Annotated in this window: 12 protein-coding genes; 6 read left to right on the top strand and 6 right to left on the bottom strand. The window is 65.1% G+C overall.

The window, feature by feature from the left end; genetic code table 11:
• Positions 1 to 4: 4 nt before the first annotated feature.
• The 3 genes from ACVOK8_RS01785 to ACVOK8_RS01775 all read right to left on the bottom strand — a co-directional run bounded on the left by ACVOK8_RS01785 (position 5) and on the right by ACVOK8_RS01775 (position 2,927).
• Entirely contained in the window at positions 5 to 697 is a 693-nt protein-coding gene (locus ACVOK8_RS01785) for a methionine ABC transporter permease (RefSeq protein WP_346500398.1), read from the bottom strand.
• Positions 694 to 1,701, bottom strand: a complete 1,008-nt coding sequence (locus ACVOK8_RS01780; RefSeq protein ID WP_481565299.1) for a methionine ABC transporter ATP-binding protein — start codon at positions 1,699 to 1,701, stop codon at positions 694 to 696. Before ACVOK8_RS01780 ends, ACVOK8_RS01785 begins: the two co-directional genes overlap by 4 nt.
• Before the next feature lie 329 nt (positions 1,702 to 2,030).
• The gene (locus ACVOK8_RS01775; protein ID WP_481537682.1) at positions 2,031 to 2,927 is read right to left on the bottom strand and encodes a DMT family transporter; all 897 of its coding nucleotides are present in this window, start codon (positions 2,925 to 2,927) and stop codon (positions 2,031 to 2,033) included.
• Between the two features lie 92 nt (positions 2,928 to 3,019).
• Between ACVOK8_RS01775 and ACVOK8_RS01770 the strand changes: the two genes are divergently transcribed.
• The 5 genes from ACVOK8_RS01770 (at position 3,020) to ACVOK8_RS01750 (ending at position 7,134) form a co-directional block, all read left to right on the top strand.
• Positions 3,020 to 4,138, top strand: coding sequence for a serine hydrolase domain-containing protein (locus tag ACVOK8_RS01770; RefSeq protein WP_481565298.1), 1,119 nt, complete (start codon positions 3,020 to 3,022; stop codon positions 4,136 to 4,138).
• An 82-nt stretch (positions 4,139 to 4,220) separates the two neighbouring features.
• A complete protein-coding gene (locus tag ACVOK8_RS01765) occupies positions 4,221 to 5,102 on the top strand; it encodes a DUF2145 domain-containing protein (RefSeq protein WP_481565297.1) in 882 nt (293 codons plus the stop codon).
• Entirely contained in the window at positions 5,099 to 5,626 is a 528-nt protein-coding gene (locus tag ACVOK8_RS01760) for a hypothetical protein (protein ID WP_481565296.1), read from the top strand. The genes ACVOK8_RS01765 and ACVOK8_RS01760 overlap by 4 nt, the downstream gene beginning before the upstream one ends.
• 31 nt (positions 5,627 to 5,657) lie before the next feature.
• Positions 5,658 to 6,170 carry a hypothetical protein gene (locus ACVOK8_RS01755; RefSeq protein WP_481565295.1) on the top strand — a complete coding sequence of 171 codons (513 nt, stop codon included), beginning with the start codon at positions 5,658 to 5,660 and terminating at the stop codon, positions 6,168 to 6,170.
• Between the two features lie 400 nt (positions 6,171 to 6,570).
• Positions 6,571 to 7,134 carry a queuosine precursor transporter gene (locus tag ACVOK8_RS01750; protein ID WP_481565294.1) on the top strand — a complete coding sequence of 188 codons (564 nt, stop codon included), beginning with the start codon at positions 6,571 to 6,573 and terminating at the stop codon, positions 7,132 to 7,134.
• Between the two features lie 39 nt (positions 7,135 to 7,173).
• On the opposite strand, the gene glnE is transcribed toward ACVOK8_RS01750, so the two are convergent.
• Positions 7,174 to 9,999: a bifunctional [glutamate--ammonia ligase]-adenylyl-L-tyrosine phosphorylase/[glutamate--ammonia-ligase] adenylyltransferase gene (glnE, locus tag ACVOK8_RS01745; RefSeq protein ID WP_481565293.1), complete on the bottom strand. Its 2,826-nt coding sequence runs from the start codon at positions 9,997 to 9,999 to the stop codon at positions 7,174 to 7,176.
• Positions 10,000 to 10,280: 281 nt separating this feature from the next.
• Here glnE and ACVOK8_RS01740 point away from each other — a divergent pair, with 281 nt between their 5' ends.
• Positions 10,281 to 11,795, top strand: a complete 1,515-nt coding sequence (locus ACVOK8_RS01740; protein WP_481565292.1) for an acetyl-CoA hydrolase/transferase family protein — start codon at positions 10,281 to 10,283, stop codon at positions 11,793 to 11,795.
• A 263-nt stretch (positions 11,796 to 12,058) separates the two neighbouring features.
• On the opposite strand, the gene ACVOK8_RS01735 is transcribed toward ACVOK8_RS01740, so the two are convergent.
• Both ACVOK8_RS01735 and ACVOK8_RS01730 read right to left on the bottom strand, forming a co-directional pair.
• A complete protein-coding gene (locus ACVOK8_RS01735; RefSeq protein WP_481535920.1) occupies positions 12,059 to 12,394 on the bottom strand; it encodes a YegP family protein in 336 nt (111 codons plus the stop codon).
• 129 nt (positions 12,395 to 12,523) lie between these two features.
• Positions 12,524 to 12,781, bottom strand: coding sequence for a GIY-YIG nuclease family protein (locus tag ACVOK8_RS01730; RefSeq protein ID WP_481565291.1), 258 nt, complete (start codon positions 12,779 to 12,781; stop codon positions 12,524 to 12,526).
• Between the last annotated feature and the right edge of the window lie 15 nt (positions 12,782 to 12,796).

Raw genomic sequence — 12,796 nt, 5'->3', positions numbered from 1 at the left:
TCCATTATTTGCGGCTGTAATGCGTTACCAGACGGTCGCCGAGCATCTGCAGCAGCTGCACCAGCACCAGCAGCAACACCACGGTGACCAAGGCCACGTCGGTGTGCGAACGCTGGTAGCCGTCGCGGAAGGCCAGATCACCGAGGCCGCCGGAACCAATCGCACCGCCCATCGCGGTGAAGCCGATCAAGGCAATGGTGGTGACGGTGGCGCCGGCAATCAGGCCCGGTCGCGCTTCCGGCAGCAGCACCTTGAAGACCAGCTGCTTGGTGGTCGCGCCCATTGCCTGGCTGGCTTCGATCACGCCACGGTCGACTTCGCGCAGTGCGGTCTCCACCAGGCGCGCGTAGAACGGCGCGGCGCCAACCACCAGCGGCAGGATCGCGCCGCGCACGCCCAGCGAGGTGCCCATCAGGCCCAAGGTCACCGGAATCAGCACGATCATCAGGATGATGAAAGGCACCGAACGCAGCAGGTTCACCAGCAAGGCGGTGATGCCGTAGACCACCGGCTTGCGGTGCAGCTGCGGCGAGCCGGTCAGGAACAGCAGCACGCCCAGCGGCAAGCCAATCGCCAGCGTCAGCGGCAACGAGCCAGCCAGCATCAGCAAGGTGTCGATGGTGGCCTGGCCGATATCGGCCCACTTGCCCGCATCCAGATGGCGGAAGAAGCCTTCGGCGGCAGTTGCAATGATCATCGGCGCAGCTCCTCGACGTGCACACCGGCAGCAACGAAGGCCGCCTGCGCGGCATTCTGGTCGCCACCAACCAGGGCTACGGTCAGCTGGCCGTAGGGTGTGTCCTTGATACGGTCGATGCGGCCGGTAAGGATGTTGTAGTCCACCCCGGTATCGCGGGCGATGCGCCCCAACAACGGTTCGTAAGTGCCCTCGCCGAGGAAGGTCAGGCGCACGATGCGGCCACCGACGGCAGCGAAATCACGCAGCTGCTCGCCTTCGTCCACGTGTTCGGACTCGGACACGAAACGGCGGGTGGTTGAATGTCTGGGATGCAGAAACACCTCGGTGACCGGCCCCATTTCCACCATGTGGCCGGCATCGAGCACTGCAACACGGTCGCAGACGCGGCGGATCACATCCATCTCATGGGTAATCAGCACGATGGTCAGGCCCAGCTCGCGGTTGATCTTGCCCAGCAGCGCCAGCACCGAGGCGGTGGTCTGCGGGTCCAGCGCGCTGGTGGCCTCGTCGCACAGCAGGATCTGCGGGCGCGTGGCCAGCGCGCGGGCAATGCCGACACGCTGCTTCTGCCCGCCGGACAGCTGCGAAGGGTATTTGGCCGCATGCTCTTCCAGCCCGACCATGCGCAGCAGCTCGGTCACGCGGGCGTCGATCTCGGCCTTGGGTGTGCCGGCCAGTTCCAGCGGAAAGGCCACGTTGGCGGCGACGGTACGCGCCGACAGCAGGTTGAAGTGCTGGAAGATCATGCCGATGCGCCGACGCAGCGTGCGCAGACCGTCCGCATCCAGCGCGGTCGCGTCCTGGCCATCGATCAGCACCCGCCCGCCACTGGGCTCTTCCAAGCGGTTGATCAGGCGGATCAGGGTCGATTTACCGGCACCGGAGTGGCCGATGATGCCGAACACTTCGCCGGCCTGGATCTTCAGGTCGAGCGGATGCAGCGCGGTGATCGCGCGGCCGTCGACGGCATAAGCTTTCTGCAGGTGCTGGAACTCGATCACTGCCAGGGCAACCGGAGGGCATAAGAAGGGGGGCGTGCAGCCTAGCAGCGCCGGGCCGTCGGCGCGCGTGCCGCAAACCGGAATCTTATTCCTTTTGGTTCTAAGTGAAACCGGTCGGGGCTGTGCTGGGGGTAGTTCTGTTTGTGGGAGCGGCGTCAGCCGTGAAGCAGATAAACCACCAGATCGCGGTAATGGCTGTTCATCTGGCATCGTCAGCTTCGCGGCTGACGCAACTTGAGTCTGCCGGTGAAGCCCCTGCCGAGCATGGCTCGGCACTACGCCCCCTCCCTTTGGCGAAGCCAAGGGGAGGGCTGGGGAGGGGTCGGCTTTCAGGGATGATCAATCTGATCCGGCCGTTGCGCTCGCTGAACGCGTTCACGGTGCAGCAGGTAGAGGCCGCTGGCGACGATGATGCTGGCGCCGATCCAGGTCCAGCGGTCGGGCAGCTTCTGCCAGAGCAGCACGTCCCAGCCGATCACCCAGACCAGGCCGGTGTACTCCAGCGGTGCGATCATCGAGGCCTGACCCAGCTGGAACGCGCGGGTCAGCGCGATCTGGCCCAACGCCCCGGCCAGGCCCATGCCGGCAATCAGCGCGGCGTGCTTCCACTGCAGCGGCTGCCACTGCGGCCAGGCCAGCAGGCCGGCGCCAATGGCCATGATCAGCAGGAACCACACCACCATTGATTGCGGCGTATCCGTACGCGTCAGCAGGCTGACCGTCACTGCAGCAATCGCATAGGCCGTCGCCGCCAGCAGCACCATCAGGCCCGGGAACGAGATGAAACCATCCACGCCCGGGCGCAGCACCACCAGCACGCCAATCAGGCCGATGCCGATGGCGACCCAACGGCGCGGGCCCACATGCTCACCCAGCAAGGGCACCGACAGTGCCGCCACCAACAAGGGCGCGACGAAGTAGATCGTGTAGGCGGTGGACAGCGACAAAGTGCGCAGCGCATAGACGAAGCAGCCGATCATCACCATGCCGAGCACGCCGCGCAGCAGGTGCAGGCCCCAACGTACCGGGATCATCGAGCGCGGCCCTGCCGTGGCAAGCACCCAGACAAGGACAAACGGCAGCGAGGCGGCGCCACGCAGCATGGTGACCTGCAACGTGGGATAGCTGCTGGACAACATCTTCATGCCGGCGTCCATGCAGGAGAAGAAAGCGACGGCGGCCAGCATCCAGACGATGGCACGCACAGGGGATTTGGTAGGCGACATACACCCATTATCCGCTGCCAAGGCCCGGCTTGCCGACTGCCGGCAGTAATGGGCGATGTTATGTTCTGGCCATTCCCAGCCTGGGCCCGACTATGCGCAAACCACTGAAGCATCCAGCTGCCACGCCTGACCTGCTGCGTCTTGCCCCGTTGCTGCTCGTTGCGTTGCCTTGGATTGCCGCTGCCGCGCAGACGCCCAGCGCTGAAGCGCTGGCCCAGCTGGATGGCTTTGCGTTGGGGCTGCAGGCCGCCGGACAGTTCTCGGGCACGGTGTTGATCGCCAGCGGCGATGAGGTTGTGTTCGAGAAAGCCTATGGCGCGCGCGATGAGCAGCAGGAAGCACCGCTGCAGGTGACCGACCGCTTCAACCTGGCCTCGGCCGGCAAGATGTTCACCAGCGTGGCGATCCTGCAGCAGATCGCCGCCGGTCGCCTCGGCCTGGACAGCAAGGTCGGCGAGGTGCTCAAGGACTATCCCAACCGCCAGTTCGCCAATGAGGTGAGCGTGCGCCAGTTGCTGACGCACAGCGCCGGTGCGGGGGATATCGATGAACTGTTTGGTGCCGAGCACAGTGCCGATCGCGCGCGCCTGCGAAACCTGCAGGAAATGGTCGCGCTGCATGCCGGGCGCGCTCCGGAGTTCGCGCCCGGCAGCGCACAGAAGTACGGCAACTTTGGCTACCTGGTATTGGGGCGGATGCTGGAAGTCCTCTCCGGGCAGGACTTCGAGAGCTACATCCGCCAGCACGTGCTGCAACCAGCGGGCATGCAACATACCGGCTTCGTGGATTGCAACGACCCCGCCGCTGATCTCGCACGGGCCTATGTGGACGTGGATGGCAAGCGCGTGCGCAACTGCGCCACCCAACCCGAACGCGGCCTGCCCGCGGGCGGCGAAGTGGGCAGCGCGCGTGACATGTTCCGCTTCGTGCAGGCCTTGAATGCCGGCAAGCTGCTGCCAGCAGCACTGTTTGAACAAGCCACCCAGACCCAGCGCGAGTTCATGGGACTGGGCTTTTTTGCCACCGGCTACGGCAAGGACGTGCCGACCCGCGACTTCCGCTGGGGCCATGGCGGCAGCACGGACGGTGTCTGCACCGACGTGCGCCATTACCCGGCAACCGGCGAGACGGTGATCGTGCTGTCCAACAAGGATGCGCCGGCCTGTTTCGCGGTTTCCGGCCTGCTGCATGCGCAATGGAAGCAGCCTTGAACGAAAGACAACCGCAGGCCTCGCCGCACCTGTGCCAGCTCCTAACGAATATTTCCCAAGCACCATGCAAGGATGCGCGCCGATGAAACCTCGCACCACACTATTGCTGGCTCTCTCACTGAGTATGGCCACCCTCGCCGCCCCGGCATTCGCGCAACCGGCCTGCAGCCCACGCTATCCGCCGCCGACCACGATTGCCGCCATGTTCGACATGGCCGCGGTCACCGCCGATACGCTCGATGCCATGCCCGGCGTGGATGTGGCTATCGCTGCACGCGGCGGCCAGGACCTGAGCAAGTACGGCCTGCGCCACAGCCACCTGGCCTTCCTGGTCCGCAACGACAGCGGCAGCTGGGACGCGGTGCACCTGCTCAACCGCTGCAAGAGTGACAGCTCGGACCTGTACCGCGAGGGCCTGGTCAACCTGGTCGGCGAGAGCTCGATCACCACGGATCTGCGCGTTGGCATTCCCACGCAGGAAGTCCGCGCGGCACTGAAAGCCCTGCTCAGCGGCGCTGCGCCACGGGCACGTGCGCTGCACGAGCCGCGCTACAGCATGCTGGCCTACCCCGGCAGCAGCGAATACCAGAACTCCAACCAGTGGATCCTGGAAGTGACCGCCGCGGCAATGGCACAAGCTGCCGGTGACACTGCACTGGACAACCGCGACACCACCCTGGCCTGGCTCAAGCAGAAGGGCTATACGCCTTCGCGCCTGCATATCGGCATCGGCAAGCGTCTTGGCGCGCGCTTCCTTGCCGACAACGTGGCAGTCACCGACCACCCGGCCAGTGAACGCATCTCCGGCAACTACTCGGTGGTGACAGTGGAATCAGTGTTCGACTTCCTGCACCGCAGCGGTGCGCTGGAACGGGAACTTGCCATTGCCCATCAAACACCCGTGCCGACGGTGACCGGCAACACCATGCAGCCCCCCATGCAGCAACTGGAAGCCACCCCATGAAGCATCTGTTCAAAAGCGGCGTCCTCGCCTTTGCCATCGCCGCCAGCCTGGGATCAGGACTCACATCAGGCGCGGCCCACGCCGGTGAAATCAATGGCTCGCAGGCCTCGGTGCTGATAACCGGTTCCAGCGTGGTGATGGTGGTATCCGGGCCGATCTTCCTGTCGGCCGCTGGCGTGCGCGGCGCGGCCGACATGTCCAAGGAGTCCAGCGAGCGCCGCGAGGAAAAGCGCCGCATCAGCGCCGGACCTCTGCCGGATCTGGAAGTGAAATCGGTGGAGACCGCTGCCGATGGCGGCCGTCGCGTCACCCTGGAAGACCCTGCCAACGTCGAGAACCGCGCCACCCTGCAATGGCCAAAGCGCGAGGATGACCCGGCTGCAGGTTTCACCGTGGGCGAAAAAATCGCCTTTCAGCCGAGCCCCCACGGCGCGGGCTGGATGCTGCGCAGCCCGCAAGGCGCTGCGTTGGCATTCGTGCCGACCATCGAGGCGGTGGATGAGAGCCGCACCCACACGCTTTGATTACTGATTCGCTGTACTTAAGGAACGCCTTATGAAATCCACGTTTACCCCGCTGGCCTGCGTCGCAGCCATCAGCGCCATGTTGGTGATTGCGCCCGCCCATGCCGGCGATGGCTTGAATCGTTCAGAGGTCAGCACCCTGATGACCTCGGTTGGTGCGTCGATGCTGGTGTCCGCACCGTTGCTGCTGGTGGCATCGGCGGCGGACAAGTCCTCCGCGGCTTCGTCGCGTTCCGGTGAGCGCCAGGCCCGTCGCGTCAGTGCCGGCCCGCTGCCAGACATGAAAGTCGAAGCGATCACCCAGGACGCCGACGGCGGCCGCAGCATTGCGCTGGCCGATCCACTGGATGCAGCCAATACCGCCTCGCTGCATTGGCCGCAGCGCGAGGACAATCCGGCCGGGAACTTCGTGCTCGGGCAGACCGTGGCGTTTACACCGAGCCCGCAGGGTGCGGGTTGGATGGTGCGGGCGGAAGATGGCGCCGTGCTGACCTTTGTGCCGGCGATTGAAGCGGCGTCGGTGAGTCATAGCGGGAAGCTTTGAGGGCGCTGAGCTTTGGGGCTGTAGTGCTTGAAGGCTCCAGATCGTAGAAATGTCTGAAGCATCCCTTCTCCTGCTTGCGGGAGAAGGTGCCCGAAGGGCGGATGAGGGCGCTTTGGCTTTGGCTTTGGCTTTGGCTTTGGCTTTGGGTTTCGCGTTGATCTCTTGAAGCTCAAACCCAAGCAAAACCAACCGCACAAGCAAAAGCTGCCCTCACCCCAACCCCTCTCCCGCCGTGCGGGAGAGGGGCTCTGGTTCTCTGGATCGCAGGCTGTATGCACTCCTGCCGCATTGACATCCGCCTCGACCACACCAGCTACAATAGGCGCCGACCTGCCTTTCCCGGCACGGCCCCTCCTCCTTCTATCGATGCAGTGCCCACCGGCGCTGCCAGTGCCCGTTCATGTCCTCACATCCGTCCATCCGCTTCGCCCCGCTTACCCCCACCTCACTCCTGCTGGCCGTGCTGGCGATGGGTGCCGTGGTGCTGGGCTCGAATGTACTGGTGCAGTACCCGATCAACGACTGGCTCACCTGGGGCGCCTTCAGCTACCCGATCGCGTTTCTGGTCAGCAACCTGATCAATCGTCGCTTCGGCCCACAGGCGGCACGCCGTGTGGCCTGGGCCGGCTTCGCGGTGGCGGTGGTGTTGTCGGTGTGGATCGCCACGCCGCGGATCGCGGTGGCGTCCTGCTCGGCCTTCATCGTCGCGCAGTTGCTGGACATCACCGTGTTCGACCGACTGCGTGCGGGCAACTGGTGGCGTGCACCAATGGTGGCCACCACCTGCAGCGCCACCGTGGATACGGCGATCTTCTGGTCGATTGCCTTTGCCGGCTCGCAGTTGCCGTGGCTCAGCTGGGCCGCAGGCGATCTGGCGGTGAAGCTGGCCATCGGCGTGTGCCTGTTGGCACCGTTCCGCGCCCTGCTGTGGAAAATGGCGCCGCTGCGCGGCAATACCCGCTGAGCACAGCAGCCCGGTACCAAACCGGGCTGCTCTTCACCATCACTCCGCGCGCTTGCCCGGTTCGAACGGCAGGCCCTGCGCGATTGCTGCGGCGCTGATCGCCGCACACGCCGCTTCGATCTCGGGCGTCGGGATGGCAATCCGCGGACGTCGGTCCAGGGTGCAGCTCAAGCCCGCATCAAGCAGCGTTGCATGCGCATCATGCAAAGCCAGCGCGGTGTCGTCTGGCAACCACCCTGCTGCTGCCAACACTGAAATCAACAACGGGGTATCCCTGGGCGCACACAGCGCACGGTCGTGCTGAGCCTGCGACAGCACGCCGGTCTGCAGCACGAACTCCAGATCGACCAGGCCGCCTGCGCCCTGCTTCAAGTCCAGCCGCCCGGCATCACTGCGGTCCAGTTCTGCACGCATGCGTGCACGCATCTTCAGCACATCACCGAACAGGGTCTCGCGCTCACGCGTACGGCTCAAGGTATCGACGCGTACCTGTTCGAAGTCGGACAGCAGCGATGCATCACCGGCCACGCCGCGTGCGCGTACCAGCGCCTGGTGCTCCCAGGTCCAGGCGCGTTCGCGCTGGTATTCGGTATAGCTGGCCAGCGACGACACCAGCGCGCCCTTGCCGCCGTCCGGGCGCAGGCGCACATCGATGTCGTACAGGCGGCCGGCGGCGGTCACCGCACCGAGCAAGGCCATCACCTTCTGCGCAAGACGGGCAAACCAGCGGCCGCTGTCCAGGGGACGCGGACCATTGCTACCGTCGCTGCCAGCCGGGCTGTCGTACAGGAACACCAGGTCCAGATCCGAACCGAAGCCCAGCTCAACGCCGCCGAGGCTGCCGTAACCGATGATCGCAAAGCGTCCGTCCGGCACTTCACCATGCGCCTGCAGCATGTCGGCATGTGCCATCTGCAGCACGGTCACCACCACCGCATCGGCCAACTGCGCCAGTTGCTGCGTGCAGTCCACCGCGCGCTGACGGCCATCGTGGAAGGCCAAGGCCATGCGGAAGCTCAGTGCGAGCCGTACTTCGTTGAGCGCGCGCAGCGCTGCTTCCGGGTCATCGATCTGCAAGGCGCTCGCGCAGGCTTCCTGCATCTCCTGTGCCTCCGGCATCGGCCCGGCGACGCGGGTATCCAGCAACTCATCCAGCAGCAGCGGGAAGGCAACCAGCCGTTCGGACAACAACGCGCTGCGTGCCAGCACATTGACCAACCGGGTCAGCGCGCTGGGTTGCTCGTCCAGCAGGGCCAGATAGCTGGTGCGACGCAGGATGGCCTGCAGCAGGCCGAGCACACGGCGCAACGCGGCATCGGGCTGCGGCGAGCGGGTGGCCGCATGAAGCAGCGCCGGCAGCACCCGGTCCAGGCGCGCGCGCGCGCTGTCAGACAGCGACTTCACCCCCAGCGACTGGGCGAACTCACGCAGCGATTGATCGGCGCCGTTGGCATCGGCGAAGCCGGCTTCGGCCAGCACCTCGGCACTGCCGCCGCCGGGCAGCACCCGCCAATAGCTGGACAACACATCCGGCGCCGCCTGGCCCTGGCGCGGGGCAAGCAATGCACCGAATTCAACGCTGACGCGTTCGCGCTGCTCGTTCAGGGCTGCAAGCAAGGCATCCCAATCGGCATAGCCGAGGCCGAGCGCGACGCGGCTGCGATCCAGCGGGTCGTTGGGCAGGCAGTGCGTCTGCGCGTCACGCAGCATCTGCAGGCGGTTCTCGACGCGGCGCAGGAAGCGATAGGCCTGGATCAGGTCATCGCCATCGCTGGCTGCCATCTGCCCGCCTTCAACCAGCGCGCGCAGCGCAGGCAGCAGACGCCGCTCGCGCAGCGCCGGTTCGCGGCCGCCACGGATCAGCTGCAATGCCTGGGCGAGGAACTCGATCTCGCGGATGCCGCCCGGGCCGCGTTTGATGTCGTCCAGCCGGTCCTTGCGCGCGACCTCGGCGGTGATCGCCGCCTTCATCTCACGCAGGCCATCGAGCGCGGTGAAATCCAGGTAACGGCGGTAGACGAAGGGCCGCAGCGTCTCCAGCCAGGCCTCGCCAGCGGCGATGTCGCCGGCAACCGCGCGCGCCTTGATCCAGGCGTAGCGCTCCCAATCGCGGCCTTCGCGCTGGAAGTATTGATCCATGCCGGCGAACGACAGGGCAACGCGACCAGCGGTGCCGAATGGGCGCAGGCGCAGATCGACGCGGTGGCTGAAGCCTTCGGCGGTGGTTTCGTCCAGCAGCCGCGCCAAGCGCTGGCCGAGCCGCGCGAAATATTCTTCGGCGGCCAGTGGGCGTGTGCCATCGGACTCGCCGTTATGCGGGTAGGCGTAGACCAGATCGATATCGGAAGAGAAATTCAGCTCGCCGCCGCCGAGCTTGCCCAGCCCGAATACCACCAGCCGCTGCGCGCTGCCATCGGCGTCACGGACCACCCCATGACGGCTGGCGAACTCCTGCTCCAGCGCCTCCAGGCCCAGCTGCAGGCATTCCTCGGCCAGGCGGGTGGCGCCAGCCAGGGTGGCATCGACATCGTCGAGCTCGAGCAGATCACGCCAGATCAGCCGCGTCGAAGCCGCAGCGCGGTAGCGGCGCAGCTGGGTCGGCCAGGCAGTGGGTTGCAGCGGGTCGAGCACGGGCAGCGGCACGAGGGCTGGATCGGCCTGAGCCAGCAACTGCAGCAGCTCCGGCTGCCGGCACAGGGTATCGATGGCGAAATCGCTGGTAACCGCCAGCTGCCGCAAACCAGCCTCGAAGGCCTCTGATGACGGCCATTGCGCCGGATCGGGAGCGGCCAGTTTGAGCCGGGCCAAGGCACGTTCGATTACCGGTTGAACAGGTTCAGGTGCTGCGGGGGCGATTTGGTTCATGCCGCGATTCTGGCATCTGCGGCCCAGAAGTCGCCATCTCCGGCGATCAGGCAATAAAAAAGCCCGCTGACAGCGAACTGTCAGCGGGCCTTGCTCCCTCCCCCACGTCGGGATGCAGGGCGATCCTGCCGGGTGCGCAAACAACTTGCACGCTGCACTGCAAAACAATACCGGGGAGTACAAGAGCAGCAAATCCGTAATGACCATTCCACCAAGGTCCAACCCCCCTGTTCACGCCGAAGGGCGATAATCGGGTATCCCCCCAACAAACCGTAGTCGTCATGTCTGTCGAACGCATCTTGGACCCGCGCCTGCGCGACCGCATCGTTTCCGCCGAACAAGCCGCGGCCTTCATCCAGCCCGGCGAAACCGTGGCCATGAGTGGCTTCACCGGTTCCGGCTATCCCAAGGCGGTGCCGCTGGCACTGGCGCAGCGCATTGAAGAGGTGCACGCCGCCGGCCAGCCGTTCAAGATCAAGCTGATGACCGGCGCGTCGACCGCACCGGAGCTGGACGGCGCGTTGGCCAAGGCCGATGCCATCGCCATGCGCATGCCGTTCCAGACCGACCCGGATGCACGCAAGCGCATCAACGAAGGCACGCTGGACTACATCGACATCCATCTTTCCCACGTTGCCCAGCATGTGTGGTTTGGCTTCTATGGTGATATCGATACCGCGGTGATCGAGGTCTCGGCGATCCGCGAAGACGGTTCGCTGGTGCCCTCCACCTCGGTCGGCAACAACAAGACCTGGCTGGACCTGGCCAAGAAGGTGATCATCGAGGTCAACGAGTGGCAGCCCGCCGACATCGAGGGCATGCACGACATCTACTACGGCACCGCGTTGCCGCCGCACCGCAAGCCGATCCCGCTGATCCACGCCAACGACCGCATCGGCCAGGCCACGCTCAGCGTGGACCCGGACAAGATCGTGGCGGTGGTGCGCACCAATGGGCCGGACCGCAACAGCCCGTTCAAGCCGATTGATGAAGACAGCCGCCAGATTGCCGGCTACCTGATCGAGTTCCTCAAGCACGAAGTGGCCAAGGGCCGCCTGCCGGCCAACCTGCTGCCGTTGCAGTCGGGTGTGGGCAATATCCCGAATGCGGTGCTGGCGGGTCTTGCTGAAAGCGGCCTGCGCGGGCTCACCTCGTTCACCGAGGTGATCCAGGACGGCATGCTGGATCTGCTCAAGTCCGGCGTGCTCGAGTACGCCTCATGCACCGGCTTCGCGTTGAGCCCGGAGGCGAACGAAGAGTTCAAGCGCAACATCAAGTTCTACCGCGAGCGCATCATCATGCGCACGCAGGAGATCTCCAACCATCCGGAACTGGTACGCCGTCTCGGCTGCATCGGCATGAACGGCATGATCGAGGTCGACCTGTACGGCAACGTCAATTCCACCCATGTAATGGGTAGCCGCATCATGAACGGCATCGGCGGTTCCGGCGACTTCACCCGCAACGGCTTCCTGTCCACCTTCCTGAGCCCGTCGATGGCCAAGGGCGGTTCGATCTCGGCGATCGTGCCGATGGTCAGCCATGTGGATCACACCGAGCACGATGTCTCGATCATCGTCACCGAGCAGGGCCTGGCCGATCTGCGCGGCCTGCCGCCGCGTGCACGTGCGCGTCAGGTGATCGACAACTGCGCGCACCCGGATTACCGCGACCAGCTCAACGATTACTTCGACCGCGCCTGCCGCGACAGCTACGGCAAGCACACGCCGCACCTGTTGCCGGAAGCCCTGTCCTGGCATCAGCGCTATATCGATACCGGCAGCATGAAGGCCTAAGGCCAGCCCTGTAGTGCCGAGCCATGCTCGGCAGAGGCTCTACCAGCGAAAAGCCGCCCTCACCCCAACCCCCGCTCCGCGCCCCGGCCCTTGCGCTGGCGCAAGGTCGTTCGAATGGCTGCGAACCTTTGGTTCGCAAGCAGCCCTTCTCACCCCGCGAACGGGAGAGGGGCTTAAAGCGCATTCCCGAGCATGGCTCGGCACTACAATTGAAAAACCCCGGGCAAGCCGGGGTTTTTTTCAACACAACAGCAACCACACCGCTACGCGGTCTTGTCCTTGATCGTGGTGCTGGGGCCATTGCCCTTGACGCTGGTGATGCCTGCTTCGCGCGCGGCTTGCGATGCGTACAGCTGGCTGCTGCCGATAACCTGATGGTTGGCCGCTTTCAGGTTGAAATGGTAGCGACCGTCACTGGCGGTCTTGCGCTCGTAGTTCGCTTCATCCGGGCTGTTCTTCTGCACCGAGGCGATGCCGTTCTCTGCACCAGCACGACCGGTGTAACGCTCGCTGGTCAGGATGACCTCGGCGTTGCCTGCCTTGAGCACGAAGTAGTACTGACCGTCGCTGCTCTTGTCCAACTCATACCAACCTGCCATTGCAATACCCCACTTGAGGATGATGCCGGCACGCTGCCGCCCTGCTACCGCCGCTGCATGCGTGGCTGTTGCCCGGATGACCGGACGTTGGAAGCCGCTAACTGCCGCGGCTACAGGTACGACTCTACCTCAATCCTCTGTCCGTTCCAGCCAGGCCAGCTTGCGCTCACGCGGCAGCTGCTTGATCTGCCACTCGGCGCGTGATGCGGCCGAGCGATCAGCATAGGCGCGGCTGGCCAGTATCCGCAGCGGCGGGTGCGAGCGGGTATAGCGCGCACCCTTGCCGGCAGCATGGACCAGGAAACGGGCCTGCACATCGGTACTGATACCCGCGTAGTAGCTGCCATCACGGCATTCCAGCAGATACAGAAACCACAGCCCCTTCACTTGAGCCTGCCTCGT

The sequence above is a fragment of the Stenotrophomonas sp. STEN083 genome, assembly GCF_056759195.1.
Note: the sequence above shows the minus strand (reverse complement) of the source record. Positions and strands in the feature narration are given on the sequence as shown.

Bases quoted from the DNA above. Each gene is read 5' to 3' on its own strand.
- ACVOK8_RS01755 (WP_481565295.1), top strand. From the start codon at position 5,658: ATGAAATCCACGTTTACCCCGCTGGCCTGCGTCGCAGCCATCAGCGCC.
- ACVOK8_RS01760 (WP_481565296.1), top strand. From the start codon at position 5,099: ATGAAGCATCTGTTCAAAAGCGGCGTCCTCGCCTTTGCCATCGCCGCC.
- ACVOK8_RS01735 (WP_481535920.1), bottom strand. From the start codon at position 12,394: ATGGCAGGTTGGTATGAGTTGGACAAGAGCAGCGACGGTCAGTACTAC.
- ACVOK8_RS01765 (WP_481565297.1), top strand. From the start codon at position 4,221: ATGAAACCTCGCACCACACTATTGCTGGCTCTCTCACTGAGTATGGCC.
- ACVOK8_RS01785 (WP_346500398.1), bottom strand. From the start codon at position 697: ATGATCATTGCAACTGCCGCCGAAGGCTTCTTCCGCCATCTGGATGCG.
- ACVOK8_RS01770 (WP_481565298.1), top strand. From the start codon at position 3,020: ATGCGCAAACCACTGAAGCATCCAGCTGCCACGCCTGACCTGCTGCGT.
- ACVOK8_RS01750 (WP_481565294.1), top strand. From the start codon at position 6,571: ATGTCCTCACATCCGTCCATCCGCTTCGCCCCGCTTACCCCCACCTCA.
- ACVOK8_RS01775 (WP_481537682.1), bottom strand. From the start codon at position 2,927: ATGTCGCCTACCAAATCCCCTGTGCGTGCCATCGTCTGGATGCTGGCC.
- glnE (WP_481565293.1), bottom strand. From the start codon at position 9,999: ATGAACCAAATCGCCCCCGCAGCACCTGAACCTGTTCAACCGGTAATC.
- ACVOK8_RS01740 (WP_481565292.1), top strand. From the start codon at position 10,281: ATGTCTGTCGAACGCATCTTGGACCCGCGCCTGCGCGACCGCATCGTT.